At 61.1% G+C, this 14,435-nt stretch carries 10 protein-coding genes and 2 pseudogenes; 11 read left to right on the forward strand and 1 reads right to left on the reverse strand.

Annotation, left to right across the window (positions count from 1 at the left end):
• The first annotated feature begins 15 nt into the window (after positions 1–15).
• The 10 genes and pseudogenes from PSH91_RS02635 to PSH91_RS02680 all read left to right on the forward strand — a co-directional run bounded on the left by PSH91_RS02635 (position 16) and on the right by PSH91_RS02680 (position 11,272).
• The gene (locus tag PSH91_RS02635) at positions 16–633 is read left to right on the forward strand and encodes an NUDIX domain-containing protein (RefSeq protein ID WP_076382912.1); all 618 of its coding nucleotides are present in this window, start codon (positions 16–18) and stop codon (positions 631–633) included.
• Positions 624–1,064, forward strand: a pseudogene (locus PSH91_RS02640) (DUF1249 domain-containing protein); the annotation flags it as partial. The gene PSH91_RS02635 and the pseudogene PSH91_RS02640, both read left to right, overlap by 10 nt.
• Before the next feature lie 136 nt (positions 1,065–1,200).
• Positions 1,201–2,016, forward strand: coding sequence for a 3',5'-cyclic-AMP phosphodiesterase (gene cpdA, locus PSH91_RS02645; protein ID WP_160893746.1), 816 nt, complete (start codon positions 1,201–1,203; stop codon positions 2,014–2,016).
• 914 nt (positions 2,017–2,930) lie between these two features.
• On the forward strand, positions 2,931–3,287 hold the full coding sequence (locus PSH91_RS02650; protein WP_160893744.1) for a DUF6124 family protein: 357 nt from the start codon (positions 2,931–2,933) through the stop codon (positions 3,285–3,287).
• Positions 3,288–4,053: 766 nt separating this feature from the next.
• On the forward strand, positions 4,054–4,662 hold the full coding sequence (locus PSH91_RS02655) for a YqiA/YcfP family alpha/beta fold hydrolase (protein ID WP_047227287.1): 609 nt from the start codon (positions 4,054–4,056) through the stop codon (positions 4,660–4,662).
• Positions 4,663–4,703: 41 nt separating this feature from the next.
• Positions 4,704–6,608: a DNA topoisomerase IV subunit B gene (gene parE / locus PSH91_RS02660; protein ID WP_047227288.1), complete on the forward strand. Its 1,905-nt coding sequence runs from the start codon at positions 4,704–4,706 to the stop codon at positions 6,606–6,608.
• Positions 6,608–7,595: pseudogene (locus tag PSH91_RS02665) on the forward strand (esterase-like activity of phytase family protein). Before parE ends, PSH91_RS02665 begins: the two are co-directional and overlap by 1 nt.
• Positions 7,592–8,113: a TIGR02281 family clan AA aspartic protease gene (locus tag PSH91_RS02670; RefSeq protein ID WP_076382906.1), complete on the forward strand. Its 522-nt coding sequence runs from the start codon at positions 7,592–7,594 to the stop codon at positions 8,111–8,113. The pseudogene PSH91_RS02665 and the gene PSH91_RS02670 overlap by 4 nt, the downstream one beginning before the upstream one ends.
• A gap of 10 nt (positions 8,114–8,123) precedes the next feature.
• A complete protein-coding gene (gene parC, locus PSH91_RS02675; protein ID WP_047227291.1) occupies positions 8,124–10,388 on the forward strand; it encodes a DNA topoisomerase IV subunit A in 2,265 nt (754 codons plus the stop codon).
• Between the two features lie 179 nt (positions 10,389–10,567).
• Complete coding sequence (locus PSH91_RS02680) at positions 10,568–11,272, forward strand: membrane integrity-associated transporter subunit PqiC (RefSeq protein WP_047227292.1); 705 nt, start codon at positions 10,568–10,570, stop codon at positions 11,270–11,272.
• A 237-nt stretch (positions 11,273–11,509) separates the two neighbouring features.
• Here PSH91_RS02680 and PSH91_RS02685 read toward each other — a convergent pair whose 3' ends face one another.
• Positions 11,510–13,024 (reverse strand): AhpA/YtjB family protein, encoded by a 1,515-nt coding sequence (locus PSH91_RS02685; RefSeq protein ID WP_305467213.1) that lies wholly within the window; start codon positions 13,022–13,024, stop codon positions 11,510–11,512.
• Between the two features lie 133 nt (positions 13,025–13,157).
• Between PSH91_RS02685 and serB the strand changes: the two genes are divergently transcribed.
• Positions 13,158–14,372, forward strand: coding sequence for a phosphoserine phosphatase SerB (gene serB, locus PSH91_RS02690; protein WP_076382904.1), 1,215 nt, complete (start codon positions 13,158–13,160; stop codon positions 14,370–14,372).
• Positions 14,373–14,435 lie beyond the last annotated feature (63 nt).

The following is a 14,435-nucleotide window of genomic DNA, read 5'->3' on the forward strand; positions in this document are numbered from 1 at the left end:
CAAACGAGGACTGTCATGACCGATTTCGCCAACGCCACACCGAGCGCCGTGGACATCGTAAAGCGTGAAAACTGCTTTCAGGGTTTCTACAAACTCGATCGCGTCCACCTGCGCCACGAGTTGTTTGCCGGTGGCATGAGCCGTGAAATCAGCCGTGAACTGTTCGTGCGTCATGACGCGGTGTGCGTGCTGCCCTACGATCCGCAACGCGATGAGGTGGTGCTGATCGAGCAGTTTCGCGTCGGCGCCATTGGCAAGACCACCAATCCCTGGCTGGTGGAGCTGGTGGCCGGCCTGATCGACAAGGACGAGCAACCGGAAGAAGTTGCTCATCGCGAAGCGCAGGAGGAAGCTGGGCTTGTCTTCGCTGCGCTCTGGCCGATGACCAAGTATTTTCCATCGCCGGGCGGCAGCAATGAATTCGTGCATCTTTATTTGGGGCGTTGCGACAGTGCGGGGGCCGGTGGCCTGCATGGGCTTGTGGAAGAAGCCGAAGACATTCGTGTGAAGGTCTGGGCTTTTGAAGATGCCTTGCAAGCAGTGCGCGACGGGCAGATTTGCAACGCGGCCAGCATCATTGCCTTGCAATGGCTGGCCTTGAATCGCGATGAAGTGAGGGGGCTATGGTCTTAAGCAAGCTGCGCGACCGTTATCGCGTCGATCTGGTCGGGTTGCAGGCCGCCTGCGAGGCCAACTACGCCCGCCTGATGCGCTTGTTGCCGGACATGCGCAACGACCCCGCGCCCCGGCGCATCGCCGTGACCCATGGCGACCAGATGCTCGGCGTGCTGGCCATTGAAGTGCTGCAAACTTGCCCATACACCACCACCTTGCAAGTGCGCCAGGAACACAGCCTGCCGTGGCTGCCGGTGCCGCAACTGGAAGTGCAGGTCTATCACGATGCGCGCATGGCCGAAGTCGTGAGCGCCGAACATGCGCGACGTTTTCGCGGCATCTATCCTTATCCCAATGCGTCGATGCACCAACCGGATGAAAAGGCCCAGTTGAACCTGTTTCTGGGGGAATGGCTGAGTCATTGCCTGGCGCTGGGCCACGAATTCGAGGTGTGTTCGGTAGCTGCCGGTCAAAAACTGGACACTGGTTGTGAACCGGTTCCGGTTCGCGGGTTTCCCCTTTCGATCTTCCCCAGCATAATTGCCGCTTCATCCAATGGCGTAGTCGCGCCTGGGAGAGAGCGATTTGCCGAGCGTATCCACCTTGACCACCGCCGATACGGCGCTGCTGGTCCAACTGTCTGACAGTCACCTGTTTGCCGAGGCCGACGCTTCGTTGCTGGGCATGAACACCCGCGACAGCCTGCGGGCGGTCATTGACTTGGTGCTCAAGCAGCAGCCGAACATTGACCTGATGCTTGCCACTGGGGATTTGTCCCAGGACGGAACGCTGCAGTCCTATGAGGCGTTTCGGCAACTGAGTGCGCGTATCGACGCGCCGGCGCGTTGGATTCCCGGTAACCATGATGAGCCGCAGGTGATGCTTGAGGCGGCGGTCAAGAGTACGTTGCTCGATCCGGTGGTGGACATTGGCAATTGGCGGGTGACGATGCTCGATTCTGCCGTGCCAGGTTCTGTGCCGGGGTTTTTGGCCGAGGAGCAATTGATTCTGTTGGCCAATGCTTTGAGCGAGGCGCCGGAGCGACATCACTTGGTGTGCCTGCATCATCATCCTGTTTCGATTGGGTGTGCGTGGATGGAGCCGATTGGGTTGCGTAATCCTGAGGCGCTGTTTGCGGTGTTGGATCGGTTTCCTCAGGTGCGTGCTGTTCTGTGGGGGCATGTGCATCAGGAGGTTGATCAGGTGCGTGAGGGGGTTCGTTTGTTGGCTTCGCCTTCGACCTGTATTCAGTTTGAGCCGGGGAGTGAGGATTTTGCGGTGGGGGGGCAGGCGCCGGGGTATCGGTGGTTGCGGCTTTTGCCGGATGGGCGGTTGGAGACGGGGGTTGAGCGGGTGGTTGGGTTTGCGTTTACCCCTGATTACGAATCCAACGGGTATTGAGGACGAGGCGGCCTGACAGCCGGCCTGTTTCTCCCGGTCGTACACCGTCAGACCTGTTTGAGCTGGACCTGTGGGAGCACAGCTTGCTTGCGAGGCGGCCTTATAGCCGACCTGTTTCTCCCGGTGTACTTCCATCAAACTGTGGGAGCGAGCCTGCTCGCGATGGCGGCCTGACAGTCGATCAGGGTTTTGTTGACCGGGTACATATCCATTGATGCGGTAACGGCCGCTGGCGGTTCCGCTCTTACAGCGGCTCACTTTTGAGAAGCGCAAAAGTAAGCAAAACGCTTTTGCCCCACCACTCGGTGCCTCGCCTAGGCTCGGCATGCCCGAACGAAGGCATTGCTCCGTGGGCCCGCCGCGAAGGGCCATCCATGGCCCAGCGCGGCTAACCCGGCATCCATGCCGGGTTGCCCACTACGCAACGCCTGCGTTCGGCCAGCGTGGTTAACGGGGCGCCGAGATCAACGTCCACCCCACCACGAGGCGGCCTGATAGCCGACCTGATTCTGGGTGGGACCGCGTTTCTCCTGTGGGAGCGAGCCTGCTCGCGATGGCGGCCTGACAGCCGACCAGGGTTTGTGGGAATGGTCGGACACGCGTCCTGACGCAAGCAGATTTTTCCGACGAGCTCTGGCGGTTGCCGGGTGGGAAGGGCTGTCGCTAGTCTTTTTCCGTCGCTGCAAATTTGGCGACCGGGCCTGGAAACCCGATGAGTAAAAGGCATATCAGCGAGCCCCGTGAGATACTGCGGCGCTTTGAGCGTTCAGTTCTGCGTTATGGCGGCTGTGCGCGGGAGACTTTCGAGTCTGCCGGGTTTGCCTTTTACCTCGGTTTTCCAGCCCGTGCATAGCTGCCACCTTCTCGCCTGGAAACGGGAGATGGCGGTTCCACTACGTAAAAGGAACTACATCATGTTCAAAGCCACACCCAATCCCCCCGAAACTGATCCCTCATCATCCCACGCCGGTCTCGATCCCCAAAAACTCGATGAAGCCGCCAAGCGCGCCATCGACCATTATCTCGACCCCAAGCCCCAACCCAAGAAGAAACAACCCTCAAGCCAACTGTTCTCTGTCGCGGAGAGCGCAGACACCGAAACCCTCCTAGCCAACCTCAGCGAAACCCTGGCCTCCGCCAACGCCTTGCTCGGCGACCTGACCTTCGATCTGGAAGGCTCGCGTCGGCATTTCGCCCTGGGAGTCCAGCAGATGATCGAACTCAGTGAATTGTTGGCGAACCGGGCGTTGGATATCGTCGATCCGCGCTAGCGCCGAGCGGAAGCATTGTGTGGGAGCACTTATCGCCGACCTGTCTCCGGTGGCAGTACTTCAATCCAACTGTGGGAGCGAGCTTGCTCGCGAAGATGGTGGTACATCCAACGCTGATGCAAGCTGGTCCACCGCCATCGCGAGCAGGCTCGCTCCCACATTTTTTTCGAGTTGTTCTCAGGTATCGCATTCACCACAAGTCCCTGTGGGAGCGAGCCTGCTCGCGATGGCAGCGGCACATTCAGCATTGATGCAAGCAGACCCATCGCCATCACGAGCAAGCTCGCTCCCACAGGAGAAACGCGATCACCCTAAGCCAGGTCGGCTCTCAGGCCGCCTTGCGGTGGACGTTGATCTTGGGGGCCCCGTTAACCACGCTGGCCGAACGCAGGCATTGTGGAGTGGGCATCCCGGCATGGATGCCGGGATAGCCGCGCTGGGCCATGGATGGCCCTTCGCGGCGGGCCCACGGAGCAATGCCGGAGTGAGGGCATGCCGAGCCAAAGCGAGGCACCGAGTGGTGGGGCAGAAGCGCTTTGGTTACTTTCGCGCTTTTCGAAAGTGACCCGCTGTAAGAGCGGAACCATAAGTGGTCGTTACCTCAGCAATGGATATGTACTCAGTCAGACCGCCATCGCGAGCAGGCTCGCTCCCACAGGTGCTGTGATCGACGGGTCATAGGAGGCGACAACACGGGCAAATCCCCCCCAATCACCGCAATCTCCCTGTAAACTCCGCCCTTTGCCCAACACCCAGGGAGTCGGCAATGTCGGGTTCGATCCTTTACATCCACGGCTTCAACAGCGCCCCAGCGTCGACCAAGGCCAGTCAGTTGATCGAAGTAATGGCACGCCTCGGCCTCAGCGACCAGCTACAGGTGCCCGCCTTGCATCACCACCCCCGCCAGGCCATCGGTCAGCTGGAACAGGCGATTGCACAACTGGGCCGCCCACTGCTGGTCGGCAGCTCGCTCGGCGGCTACTATGCGACTCACTTGGCCGAGCGCCACGGGCTCAAGGCCCTGCTGGTCAACCCTGCGGTCAGCCCCCATCGGATGTTCGACGGTTACCTGGGCACGCAGAAGAATTTGTACACCGATGAAACCTGGGAATTGACCCACGACCACGTCACGGCCCTGGCCGAACTGGAAGTGCCGGCGCCCCAGGATCCGCAGCGGTATCAGGTATGGTTGCAAACCGGTGACGAAACGCTGGATTATCGCCACGCCCAGCAGTATTACCGCGCCTGTGCCTTGCGCATCCAGGCCGGCGGCGACCACAGTTTTCAAGGGTTTGCCCAGCAGTTGCCGGCGCTGTTGAGTTTTGCCGGCATTGGCGCCGATTTGTACCAGGCGATCGACTTCACGTCGCTGTGAGCCATCGCCTCTTTTTCATTGAACACTGACGACGAGACCCCATGGCCACTCCCAGCGCTAGCTCTTATAACGCAGACGCCATCGAAGTCCTCTCGGGCCTCGACCCGGTGCGCAAGCGCCCCGGCATGTACACCGACACCAGTCGGCCGAACCACCTTGCCCAGGAAGTCATCGACAACAGTGTCGACGAAGCCTTGGCCGGGCACGCCCGTTCGGTGCAGGTCATCCTGCACGCCGATCACTCGCTGGAAGTCAGCGACGACGGTCGCGGTATGCCGGTGGATATTCACCCTGAAGAGGGCGTATCCGGCGTCGAGTTGATCCTCACCAAGCTCCATGCGGGTGGCAAGTTTTCCAACAAGAACTACCAGTTCTCCGGCGGTTTGCACGGGGTAGGTATTTCCGTGGTCAACGCCTTGTCGACCCTGGTCCGCGTGCGGGTCAAGCGTGACGGCAACGAATACCAGATGACGTTCGCCGATGGCTACAAGGCCACCGAACTGGAAGTGGTCGGCACCGTCGGCAAGCGCAACACCGGGACCAGCGTGTATTTTGCGCCGGACCCGAAGTATTTCGATTCGCCTAAATTCTCCGTCACCCGCCTCAAGCACGTGCTCAAGGCCAAGGCCGTGTTGTGTCCGGGGCTGCTGGTCAGTTTCGAGGACAAGGCCACCGGCGAGAAAGTCGAGTGGCATTATGAGGACGGCCTGCGTTCTTACCTGGTGGACGCGGTCAACGGTTTCGAACGCCTGCCGGACGAGCCATTCTGCGGCAGCCTGGCCGGGAACAAGGAAGCGGTGGACTGGGCGCTGTTGTGGCTGCCCGAAGGCGGCGAAAGCGTCCAGGAAAGCTACGTCAACCTGATCCCCACCGCTCAGGGCGGCACCCACGTGAACGGGTTGCGCCAGGGTTTGCTCGACGCCATGCGCGAGTTCTGCGAGTTCCGCAACCTGCTGCCCCGTGGCGTGAAGCTGGCGCCGGAAGACGTCTGGGAGCGCATTGCCTTCGTATTGTCGATGAAGATGCAGGAGCCGCAATTCTCCGGCCAGACCAAAGAGCGTCTGTCGTCCCGCGAAGCGGCGGCGTTTGTTTCCGGGGTGGTCAAGGACGCGTTCAGCCTGTGGCTCAATGCTAACCCGGAAACCGGCTTGGCCCTGGCAGAACTGGCGATCAACAACGCCGGCCGGCGCCTCAAGGCCAGCAAGAAGGTCGAGCGCAAGCGCATCACCCAGGGGCCGGCGTTGCCCGGCAAGCTCGCTGACTGTGCCGGGCAGGACCCGATGCGTTCCGAGCTGTTTTTGGTGGAAGGTGATTCCGCCGGCGGTTCGGCCAAGCAGGCGCGGGACAAAGAGTTCCAGGCGATCCTGCCGTTGCGCGGCAAGATCCTCAACACCTGGGAAGTGGACGGCAGCGAAGTGCTGGCCAGCCAGGAAGTGCATAACATTGCCGTGGCCATCGGTGTCGATCCGGGCGCCGCGGACATGAGCCAACTGCGTTACGGCAAGATCTGCATCCTCGCCGACGCCGACTCCGACGGTCTGCACATCGCCACGTTGCTCTGCGCGTTGTTCGTCCAGCATTTCCGCCCGCTGGTGGACGCCGGTCACGTCTACGTGGCGATGCCGCCGCTGTACCGCATCGACCTGGGCAAAGAGATCTACTACGCCCTGGACGAGGCTGAGCGCGATGGCATTCTTGATCGTTTGGTGGCCGAAAAGAAACGCGGCAAACCGCAGGTCACCCGATTCAAGGGCCTTGGCGAGATGAACCCGCCGCAACTGCGCGAAACCACCATGGATCCGAACACGCGCCGCCTGGTGCAGTTGACCCTGGATGATTTCGAAGCGACCTCGGAAATGATGGACATGCTGCTGGCGAAAAAACGCGCTGGCGATCGCAAGTCCTGGCTCGAATCCAAAGGGGACCTGGCCGAGGTGCTGGCCTGATGCGCAACGGTTTCGCCCTGGCGTTGTTGCTGTGGGCGGGGGTGGTGGTCGCAGGTCCTGCACCGCAGTTGAAGTTGCTGTCCGAGCATGCCGTCGAGGATTTGCGTGGCGGTAACTTGTCCGGGCTGGCCGTGTGCGGGGGTGAAATGTGGACGGTGTCGGATCGCGATGACGATCGGATCTACCGTCTCAAGTCTTCTGATGCGCCGGTCTGGCAGGCAGAAGCCGTTGAAATCGAGGTGCCGCCGGTGCCGGACAGCGGTTTGCCGTGGGGTTTGAGATCGCGGACCTGGGCTGCGTCGTACCTGCGCGGTGGCGAGCTGGATTTCGAAGGCATCAGTTGTGACAGTGCCGGCAATCGCTACGTGGTCAGTGAATCCCATGCCGCGGTGTTGCAGGTGTCGCCGACGGGCGCCGCGTCCTGGTTGAAAATCGGACCGCGCGATGATCCGCCAGGCGCGGGCCAGCGGCATGTTGCTGCATTTCAATGCGTTGTTTGAAGGCTTGGCGATCAATCCGGCCGGTGATCAGCTATGGCTGGCCGCTGAGCGGGAGCGTCGCGGGTTGTTGCTGATCAAGCGTCAGCAAGCGGTGTGGGAGTGTGATGGCAACTGCGTGTTGCTCAGTGAAGCGGGGAAGCAGATGCAACCTGAGCAGTTTCTCAATGCCCGGGCGGTATCACGGGATTTCGCCGATCTGTCACTGTTCGACGGCAAGCTGTTTACCCTGGAGCGCAACGCTTATCAGATTTGCCGGCGTGACTCGCAAACCGCTCAAGTGGAGCGTTGCTGGTCGTTCGCCGCCGAGGCGTTGCAGGAAAACCGTCGTTATTCACAGAACTACGGCTTGGCCGAAGCGCTGGTGGTGGATGCCGAGGGCGCCTGGGTTGGTCTGGATAACAACGACGGGGCACGGGCCGACGGCGAACAGCGGCCGATCATCTGGCGCTTTGCCGCGCCGGACGGTGGTTGGGGCGCCACGCCATGAGCCAGCAACCGCCGGGCAAGCGCGCCGGCCGGGTGTTGATGATACTGGCCTGGTGCGCGGCGCTGTTTCTGGCGACGCGGTTTTTTGCCCAGTGGGAGCAGCGTGCGCAGAATCCCAATACCGAGGTGTATTCGCAAAAGGGTGAAGGTTTTATCGAGGTGAAGCTGGTCAGCAATAAACAGGGGCATTTTGTCGCCAGCGGCCAGATCAACGGCCAACCGGTGGACTTCATGCTCGACACCGGCGCCACGGACGTGGCGATCCCGCAGGAGCTGGCTGCGCGCCTCAAGCTGGAAAAAGGTTTCGGTGTGACGTTGAGCACCGCCAACGGTTTGAGCGAGGGTTATCGCACCCGTATCGACCGTTTGCAATTGGGTGACATCGTATTGCGCGATGTCCGTGCCCTGGTGGCGCCAGGCCTGGGCGGCACGCAAGTGCTGCTGGGCATGAGCGCCCTGAACAAACTTGAATTTACCCAGCGCGGCGGCACCATGTTGCTGCGCCAGACAACGAACTGATGAGGCCCGCATGAGCGATATTCTTGCAGACAGCTTAGACGGCGTAGAGCGCCGGTCGCTGGCTGACTTCACCGAAAATGCCTACCTCAATTACTCCATGTACGTGATCATGGACCGCGCCTTGCCGCACATCGGCGACGGTCTCAAGCCGGTTCAGCGGCGGATCATCTACGCCATGAGTGAGCTGGGGCTGGATGCCGATTCCAAGCACAAGAAGTCGGCGCGTACCGTCGGTGACGTGCTGGGTAAGTTCCATCCTCACGGCGATTCGGCCTGCTACGAAGCCATGGTGCTGATGGCCCAGCCGTTCAGCTACCGCTACACCCTGGTGGACGGCCAGGGGAACTGGGGTGCGCCAGACGATCCCAAGTCTTTTGCTGCCATGCGTTACACCGAGGCACGGCTGTCGCGTTATTCCGAAGTGCTGCTCAGCGAGCTGGGCCAGGGCACCGCGGACTGGGGGCCGAACTTCGACGGCACCCTCGACGAACCCTTGGTGTTGCCGGCGCGGTTGCCGAACATCCTGCTCAATGGCACCACCGGTATCGCCGTGGGCATGGCCACCGATGTGCCGCCCCACAACCTGCGGGAAGTGGCCACCGCGTGCGTGCGCTTGCTGGACGAGCCCAAAGCCACGGTGGAGCAGCTCTGCGAACACATTCAGGGCCCGGACTACCCAACCGAAGCGGAAATCATCACCCCGCGCGCCGACCTGCTGAAGATCTACGAAACCGGTCGCGGTTCGGTGCGTATGCGCGCGGTGTACCACATCGAAGATGGCGACATCATCGTCACCGCCCTGCCGCACCAGGTTTCCGGGGCCAAGGTGCTGGAACAGATTGCCGCGATGATGCAGGCAAAACCGTCGAAAGCACCGCAAGTCGCTGACCTGCGCGACGAATCCGACCACGAGAACCCCTGCCGGATCGTGATTATTCCGGTCAACAGTCGGGTTGATCATGACGCGCTGATGCAGCACCTGTTTGCCAGTACCGATCTTGAGTCCAGCTACCGGGTCAACATCAACATCATCGGTCTGGACGGCAAGCCACAGCTGAAAAACCTGCGGGCGCTGCTGGTGGAATGGCTGGAGTTCCGGGTCAAGACCGTGCGCCGGCGCCTGCAATTTCGCCTGGACAAGGTCGAACGTCGCCTGCACCTGTTGGACGGTTTGCTGATTGCCTACCTCAACCTGGATGAAGTGATTCATATCATCCGTACCGAGGAGCACCCCAAGGCCAGCCTGATCGAGCGTTTCGCCTTGAGCGAAATCCAGGCCGACTACATTCTCGATACCCGCCTGCGGCAACTGGCGCGGCTGGAAGAGATGAAGCTGCGGGCCGAGCAGGATGAACTGCTCAAGGAGCAGGCCAAGCTGCAAGCCTTGCTGGGCAGCGAAGCCAAGCTCAAGAAGCTGGTGCGCACCGAACTGCTCAAGGACGCCGAAACCTACGGCGACGACCGTCGCTCGCCTATCGTCGAGCGCGCCGAAGCCAAGGCGCTGAGTGAGCACGATCTGCTGCCGAACGAGAAAGTGACTGTCGTGCTGTCAGAAAAAGGTTGGGTACGCTCTGCCAAAGGTCATGATATTGACGCGACGGGGCTTTCCTACAAGGCCGGGGATGGCTTCAAGGCCCTGGCGGCCGGGCGTTCCAACCAGTTTGCGGTGTTCGTCGACTCCACCGGACGCAGTTATTCGGTGCCGGCGCATACCCTGCCATCGGCTCGCGGACAGGGCGAGCCACTGACCGGTCGATTAACTCCTCCACCGGGTGCAACTTTTGAATGCGTGCTGATGCCTGATGATGACGGGCTGTACGTTATTGCGTCGGACGCCGGCTACGGGTTTGTCGTCAAGGGTGAGGACCTGCAAGCCAAGAACAAGGCGGGCAAGGCGTTGTTGAGCCTGCCGAATAACGCCAAGGTCATAGCGCCGCGACCTGTGTCCGATCGTGAGAACAACTGGCTGGCATCGGTGACGACCGAAGGTCGGTTGCTGGTCTTCAAAATCAGTGACTTGCCACAGTTGGGTAAAGGTAAAGGCAACAAGATCATCGGTATTTCCGGCGAACGGGTGGCAAGTCGTGAGGAATATGTCACGGATATTGCAGTGTTGCCGGAAGGCGCCACGCTTGTGCTGCAGGCTGGAAAGCGTACGCTTTCGTTGAAGGCAGACGATCTTGAACACTACAAAGGTGAACGCGGTCGGCGGGGCAACAAGCTTCCGAGAGGGTTTCAGCGGGTCGATGCACTGCTCGTCGAAAACCTCAATTAAGCGTGCTAGAGCGCTCGGTCTGCGATTAAAAGCCGCAGATCGGCACTTTCGCGCTGGAGTCGGAGCGCATATTCACGGATGATAGGCCCTTTCAAGCGCCGGCGTGGCCGAGCGTTCTTCATATTGACCGAGTATTTTTTCACTGTGGTAAGCCTTGTGGCCGCCACCTGGACGGGACGATGACTGCTCTGCGCCTTCCTATTTTGTGGCTCGCCGGCCTGCTTGGCCTGGCGGGCTGTAGCGTCAATCAGCCAGTGTCGCTGTATCAACTCGACAGCGGAAACCCGGCCCAGCCTGCACAAAGCGCAGGCATGGCGGTATTACTGGGCCCGGTATTGATTGCCGATTACCTGCAACGTGAAACCCTATTGCAACGCCAACCGGACGGCAGCCTGCAGGCCGCCACCGACGGTCGTTGGGCCGGCAGCCTGTCGTCGGACATTGACCAGCTGTTGCTGCGTCAGGTCGCCGGGCATCTGGACAGCCAGCGCGTAGTACTCGCGCCGGCCACCCAGGGCTTTACCCCGGATGTTCAGGTCTTGCTGTCGATTACCCGGCTGGATTCGGGCGAATCGCAACCGGCGGTACTGGATGCCCAGTGGCGCCTGATCGATCGTCGCGGAAAGGTTCGCGAGAACCGGATCATTCATCTGCAGGAGCAACATGCCGGCGGTACCGCGGCGCAGGTCCAGGCTCAGGGCGTGCTGCTGCAACGTCTGGCCGAGCAACTGTCCGTGGCGCTCAAGCCTTTGGCCAACCAGCCGCCTGTCGCAGAGGTGCCGCGCAAATCTGCTCCTGCAGCGACCAAAAAGGTCGAGAAGGAAAAGGACAAGATTCCAATGGCCTTGCCGATCCGTACGGACATGGAAGTGTTCAGGTTCTGATGGTTGAACTGGATGCAAAACAAAGCCCGCGTTGATGCGGGCTTTGTTGTTTCTGTGGGGTGCAGTCTCGGGTGTCTATGCCGGCCTCATCGCGAGCAGGCTCGCTCCCACACTGGATCTGTGGCTAGCAGAGGTCCCTGTGGGAGCGAGCTTGCTCGCGATGAGGTAGGCGAAGGCCACAAAAAAGCCCGCAGACAATCACTCATCTGCGGGCTTCGTCATTTCAGGTGTTGAGGCTCAGGCCTGACGCTCATGCATCCGCGCCAGTTGTCGCTCCAGCATCGACGGATAAGGCTCCATCAGTCGCTCGACGCAGCATGCGCCTTCCGGGCTGGCGATAGGGCGGATGCGGGCGCGCTGGCGGATCAGGGCGTCGTCGTTGATCTTGCGCTCCACCAGCAGCAGGTTGCGGCTGTGTTGCGACAGGGCCAGGGCGTCCTGGGCGGTTTCGGTCAGCAGCAGGTCGATCTGGCTCAGGCCGAACAGCCCGTCACCCAAGGTCAGGCCCAACTGCAATTGCAGGGTGATGCCGCTGTCGGCGACTTCGATCTGCAACTGGTGTCCCAGGGCTCTGAGCAACTCACCGCAGCAAATGGCGTTGGTGAGGTAGTCATCACCGCTGTCCTCGGTGTGGAACAGCATCAGCGTGCTGCCATCGTTCAGGGTGTGCAGTTGGCCCTGATACAGCGATGCGGCTTGATCGAGGCAGTCGCGGTAACGCTCAAGCAGTTCCTTCAGACGCGCCTGGGGCAGCCGGCGCAGTTGGTCCTGGGCGCCCAGTTGCACGGCCAGCACGGCACTGTGTTGGGGCAGGTCCGAGGCGACGGGTCTGGCGACCGATTGCGGCTCATCGGCGATTGAGTCGTCACGCAGGTCGGCGAAAGCATCGTCGTCTTCATCGTCCTCTACCGTGCGGACCACCCGGCGTGGCCCGGGCCTGGAGGCGGGTAGAGGTTGGCTTTCATCGAAGTCCGGGTCCCGCAGGTTACGCACTTCGAAACCTGGTTCGGCTTCGTCGTCACTGTAGTCGATGTCTTCAGGCTCCGGCACGGGGGCAGGTTCCGGGGCGAAGCTGGCGTGCAGTTGCCGAGCCAGATCGCCAATTTCGTCCTGGCGCTGGGTCGCTGGGGTGTGCTCGTCGATATCCCGCAGCCAGACCCGCAGTTGCAGCAATGGCGTAGAGATGTGCCGTCCCAGGCGCAAGCTCAAGGCCAGCGCCAGCGCCAGCAATATCGCGCTGAGGATGCCCATGCTTTGCAGGCTGATGGTCATCGGCTGCTGGAACTGGTCCATGTCCAGGCTGATGCGCAGTTGCCCGGCGGTCACGTCCTGGAAAGTGATCCTGCTCTGGTACATGCCGCCGGATTCGCCCAGCAGGCCCGGCTTGGGACGCTGGCCGGCTTCGGCGAGGATGCGGTTGTCCACGCTATAAATGGCGGCGTGGGCCACCAGTTTGTTTTTGGTGAGGTTGTTGAGCAGCACGTTGAGGCTGAGGATGTCGTTGGACACCAGTAGCTCGGTGGCGGACGTGGCGGTCTGCGTGGTCAGGCTCTCGCCCAGGGCGTCGGCCTGTTCGTGCATTGCCTGCTTGAACTGCAGGCCCATCACGCAGGCATAGATCACCAGGGCCAGGGCGACCAGGATCACGTTATGGCTGGCAATGCGCAATGCAATCGGCACGCGACGGTGGCGCAGTGCACGGAAGATCAGCAGAAAGAAATTGTCGGTTTTGACTGGCGTGGGCCGGTTCACTGAGCTCGGCTCTTTGTCCGTGAAATTGACGCGCAGTATAGCGACAGGCCCATGACCGGCAAAGCACCGACGGTGCCCGATGGTCACTGAAAGTGGGTAGAATGCGGTTTTTTTCCACCTGCGGGGGTGCGCCTTGCGCGAAATCGTCCTGATAAACATCACTGGCAGTGACCGTCCGGGTCTGACTGCGGCCATTACCGGCGTTCTGGCCCAGGGTGGTGTGAACATTCTCGACATTGGTCAGGCGGTGATTCACGACACACTGTCGTTCGGCATCCTGGTTGAAATCCCGGACGCCGAGCAAAGCAAGTCGGTGCTCAAGGACATCCTGTTCACCGCCTACAAGCTCGACCAACAGGTGCGTTTCACCCCGGTGTCCGAAGCCGATTACCAGCATTGGGTCAATGGCCAGGGCAAGAAGCGTCACATCGTGACCCTGTTGACCCGCAAGGTTACCGCCGAGCAATTGCAGCGGGTCAGTTCGATCACTGCCAAATACGACCTGAACATCGACCACATCGACCGTTTGTCCGGGCGCATGCCGCTGGATACGCCGGATGACAAGGGCAAGGGCTGCATCGAATTCTCCGTGCGCGGCGAGCCGGCCGATCCCCAGGCGCTGCGTGCCGAGTTCCTCAGCGTGGCCCAGGAGTTGAATGTCGACATCGCGTTCCAGGAAGACTCGCTGTTCCGCCGCAACCGTCGCCTGGCGGTATTCGACATGGATTCGACGCTGATTGAAGCCGAAGTCATCGACGAACTGGCCAAGGCCGCCGGCGTGGGCGACAAGGTGTCGGCCATCACTGAGCGAGCCATGGCCGGCGAGTTGGATTTTCGCGCTAGCTTCAAGGAGCGCCTGGCGCTACTCAAGGGGCTGGACGTCAGCGTGCTGGACTCCATCGGCGCTTCCTTGCGCCTGACCGAAGGCGCCGAAACCCTGTTCGCCGAACTCAAGCGTCTGGGCTACAAGACCGCGATCCTGTCCGGGGGCTTCACCTACTTTGCCAAGCAGTTGCAGGCCAAACTCGGCATCGACTACGTGTTCGCCAATGAACTGGAAGTCGTGGATGGCAAGGTCACGGGCGTGGCCGTCGAGCCGATCGTCGATGCCCAGCGCAAGGCGGATCTGTTGCGCGAACTGGCCGAGAAGGAAGGCCTGCGCCTGGAACAGACCATCGCCGTCGGCGACGGCGCCAATGACCTGCCAATGCTGGCGATCGCCGGTCTGGGCGTGGCGTTCCGGGCCAAGCCGCTGGTCAAGCAGTCGGCCCGGCAGGCGATCTCAACCCTGGGGTTGGATGGGGTGTTGTATCTGCTGGGCTTCAGGGATCGCGACGGGCAGCTCTGACTCAATCTCCTGTGGCAAGGGGATTTATCTGTGGGAGCAAGTTTTGCTCCCACAGAGAGCTCT

Origin of the sequence: Pseudomonas sp. FP1154 (genome assembly GCF_030687245.1) — a bacterium.
Classification (GTDB): Bacteria; Pseudomonadota; Gammaproteobacteria; order Pseudomonadales; family Pseudomonadaceae; genus Aquipseudomonas; species Aquipseudomonas rhizophila.

Coding starts and splice junctions, on each gene's coding strand:
- parC (WP_047227291.1), top strand. CDS start 8,124: ATGAGCGATATTCTTGCAGACAGCTTAGACGGCGTAGAGCGCCGGTCG.
- parE (WP_047227288.1), top strand. CDS start 4,704: ATGGCCACTCCCAGCGCTAGCTCTTATAACGCAGACGCCATCGAAGTC.
- PSH91_RS02635 (WP_076382912.1), top strand. CDS start 16: ATGACCGATTTCGCCAACGCCACACCGAGCGCCGTGGACATCGTAAAG.
- PSH91_RS02655 (WP_047227287.1), top strand. CDS start 4,054: ATGTCGGGTTCGATCCTTTACATCCACGGCTTCAACAGCGCCCCAGCG.
- PSH91_RS02650 (WP_160893744.1), top strand. CDS start 2,931: ATGTTCAAAGCCACACCCAATCCCCCCGAAACTGATCCCTCATCATCC.
- PSH91_RS02680 (WP_047227292.1), top strand. CDS start 10,568: ATGACTGCTCTGCGCCTTCCTATTTTGTGGCTCGCCGGCCTGCTTGGC.
- PSH91_RS02670 (WP_076382906.1), top strand. CDS start 7,592: ATGAGCCAGCAACCGCCGGGCAAGCGCGCCGGCCGGGTGTTGATGATA.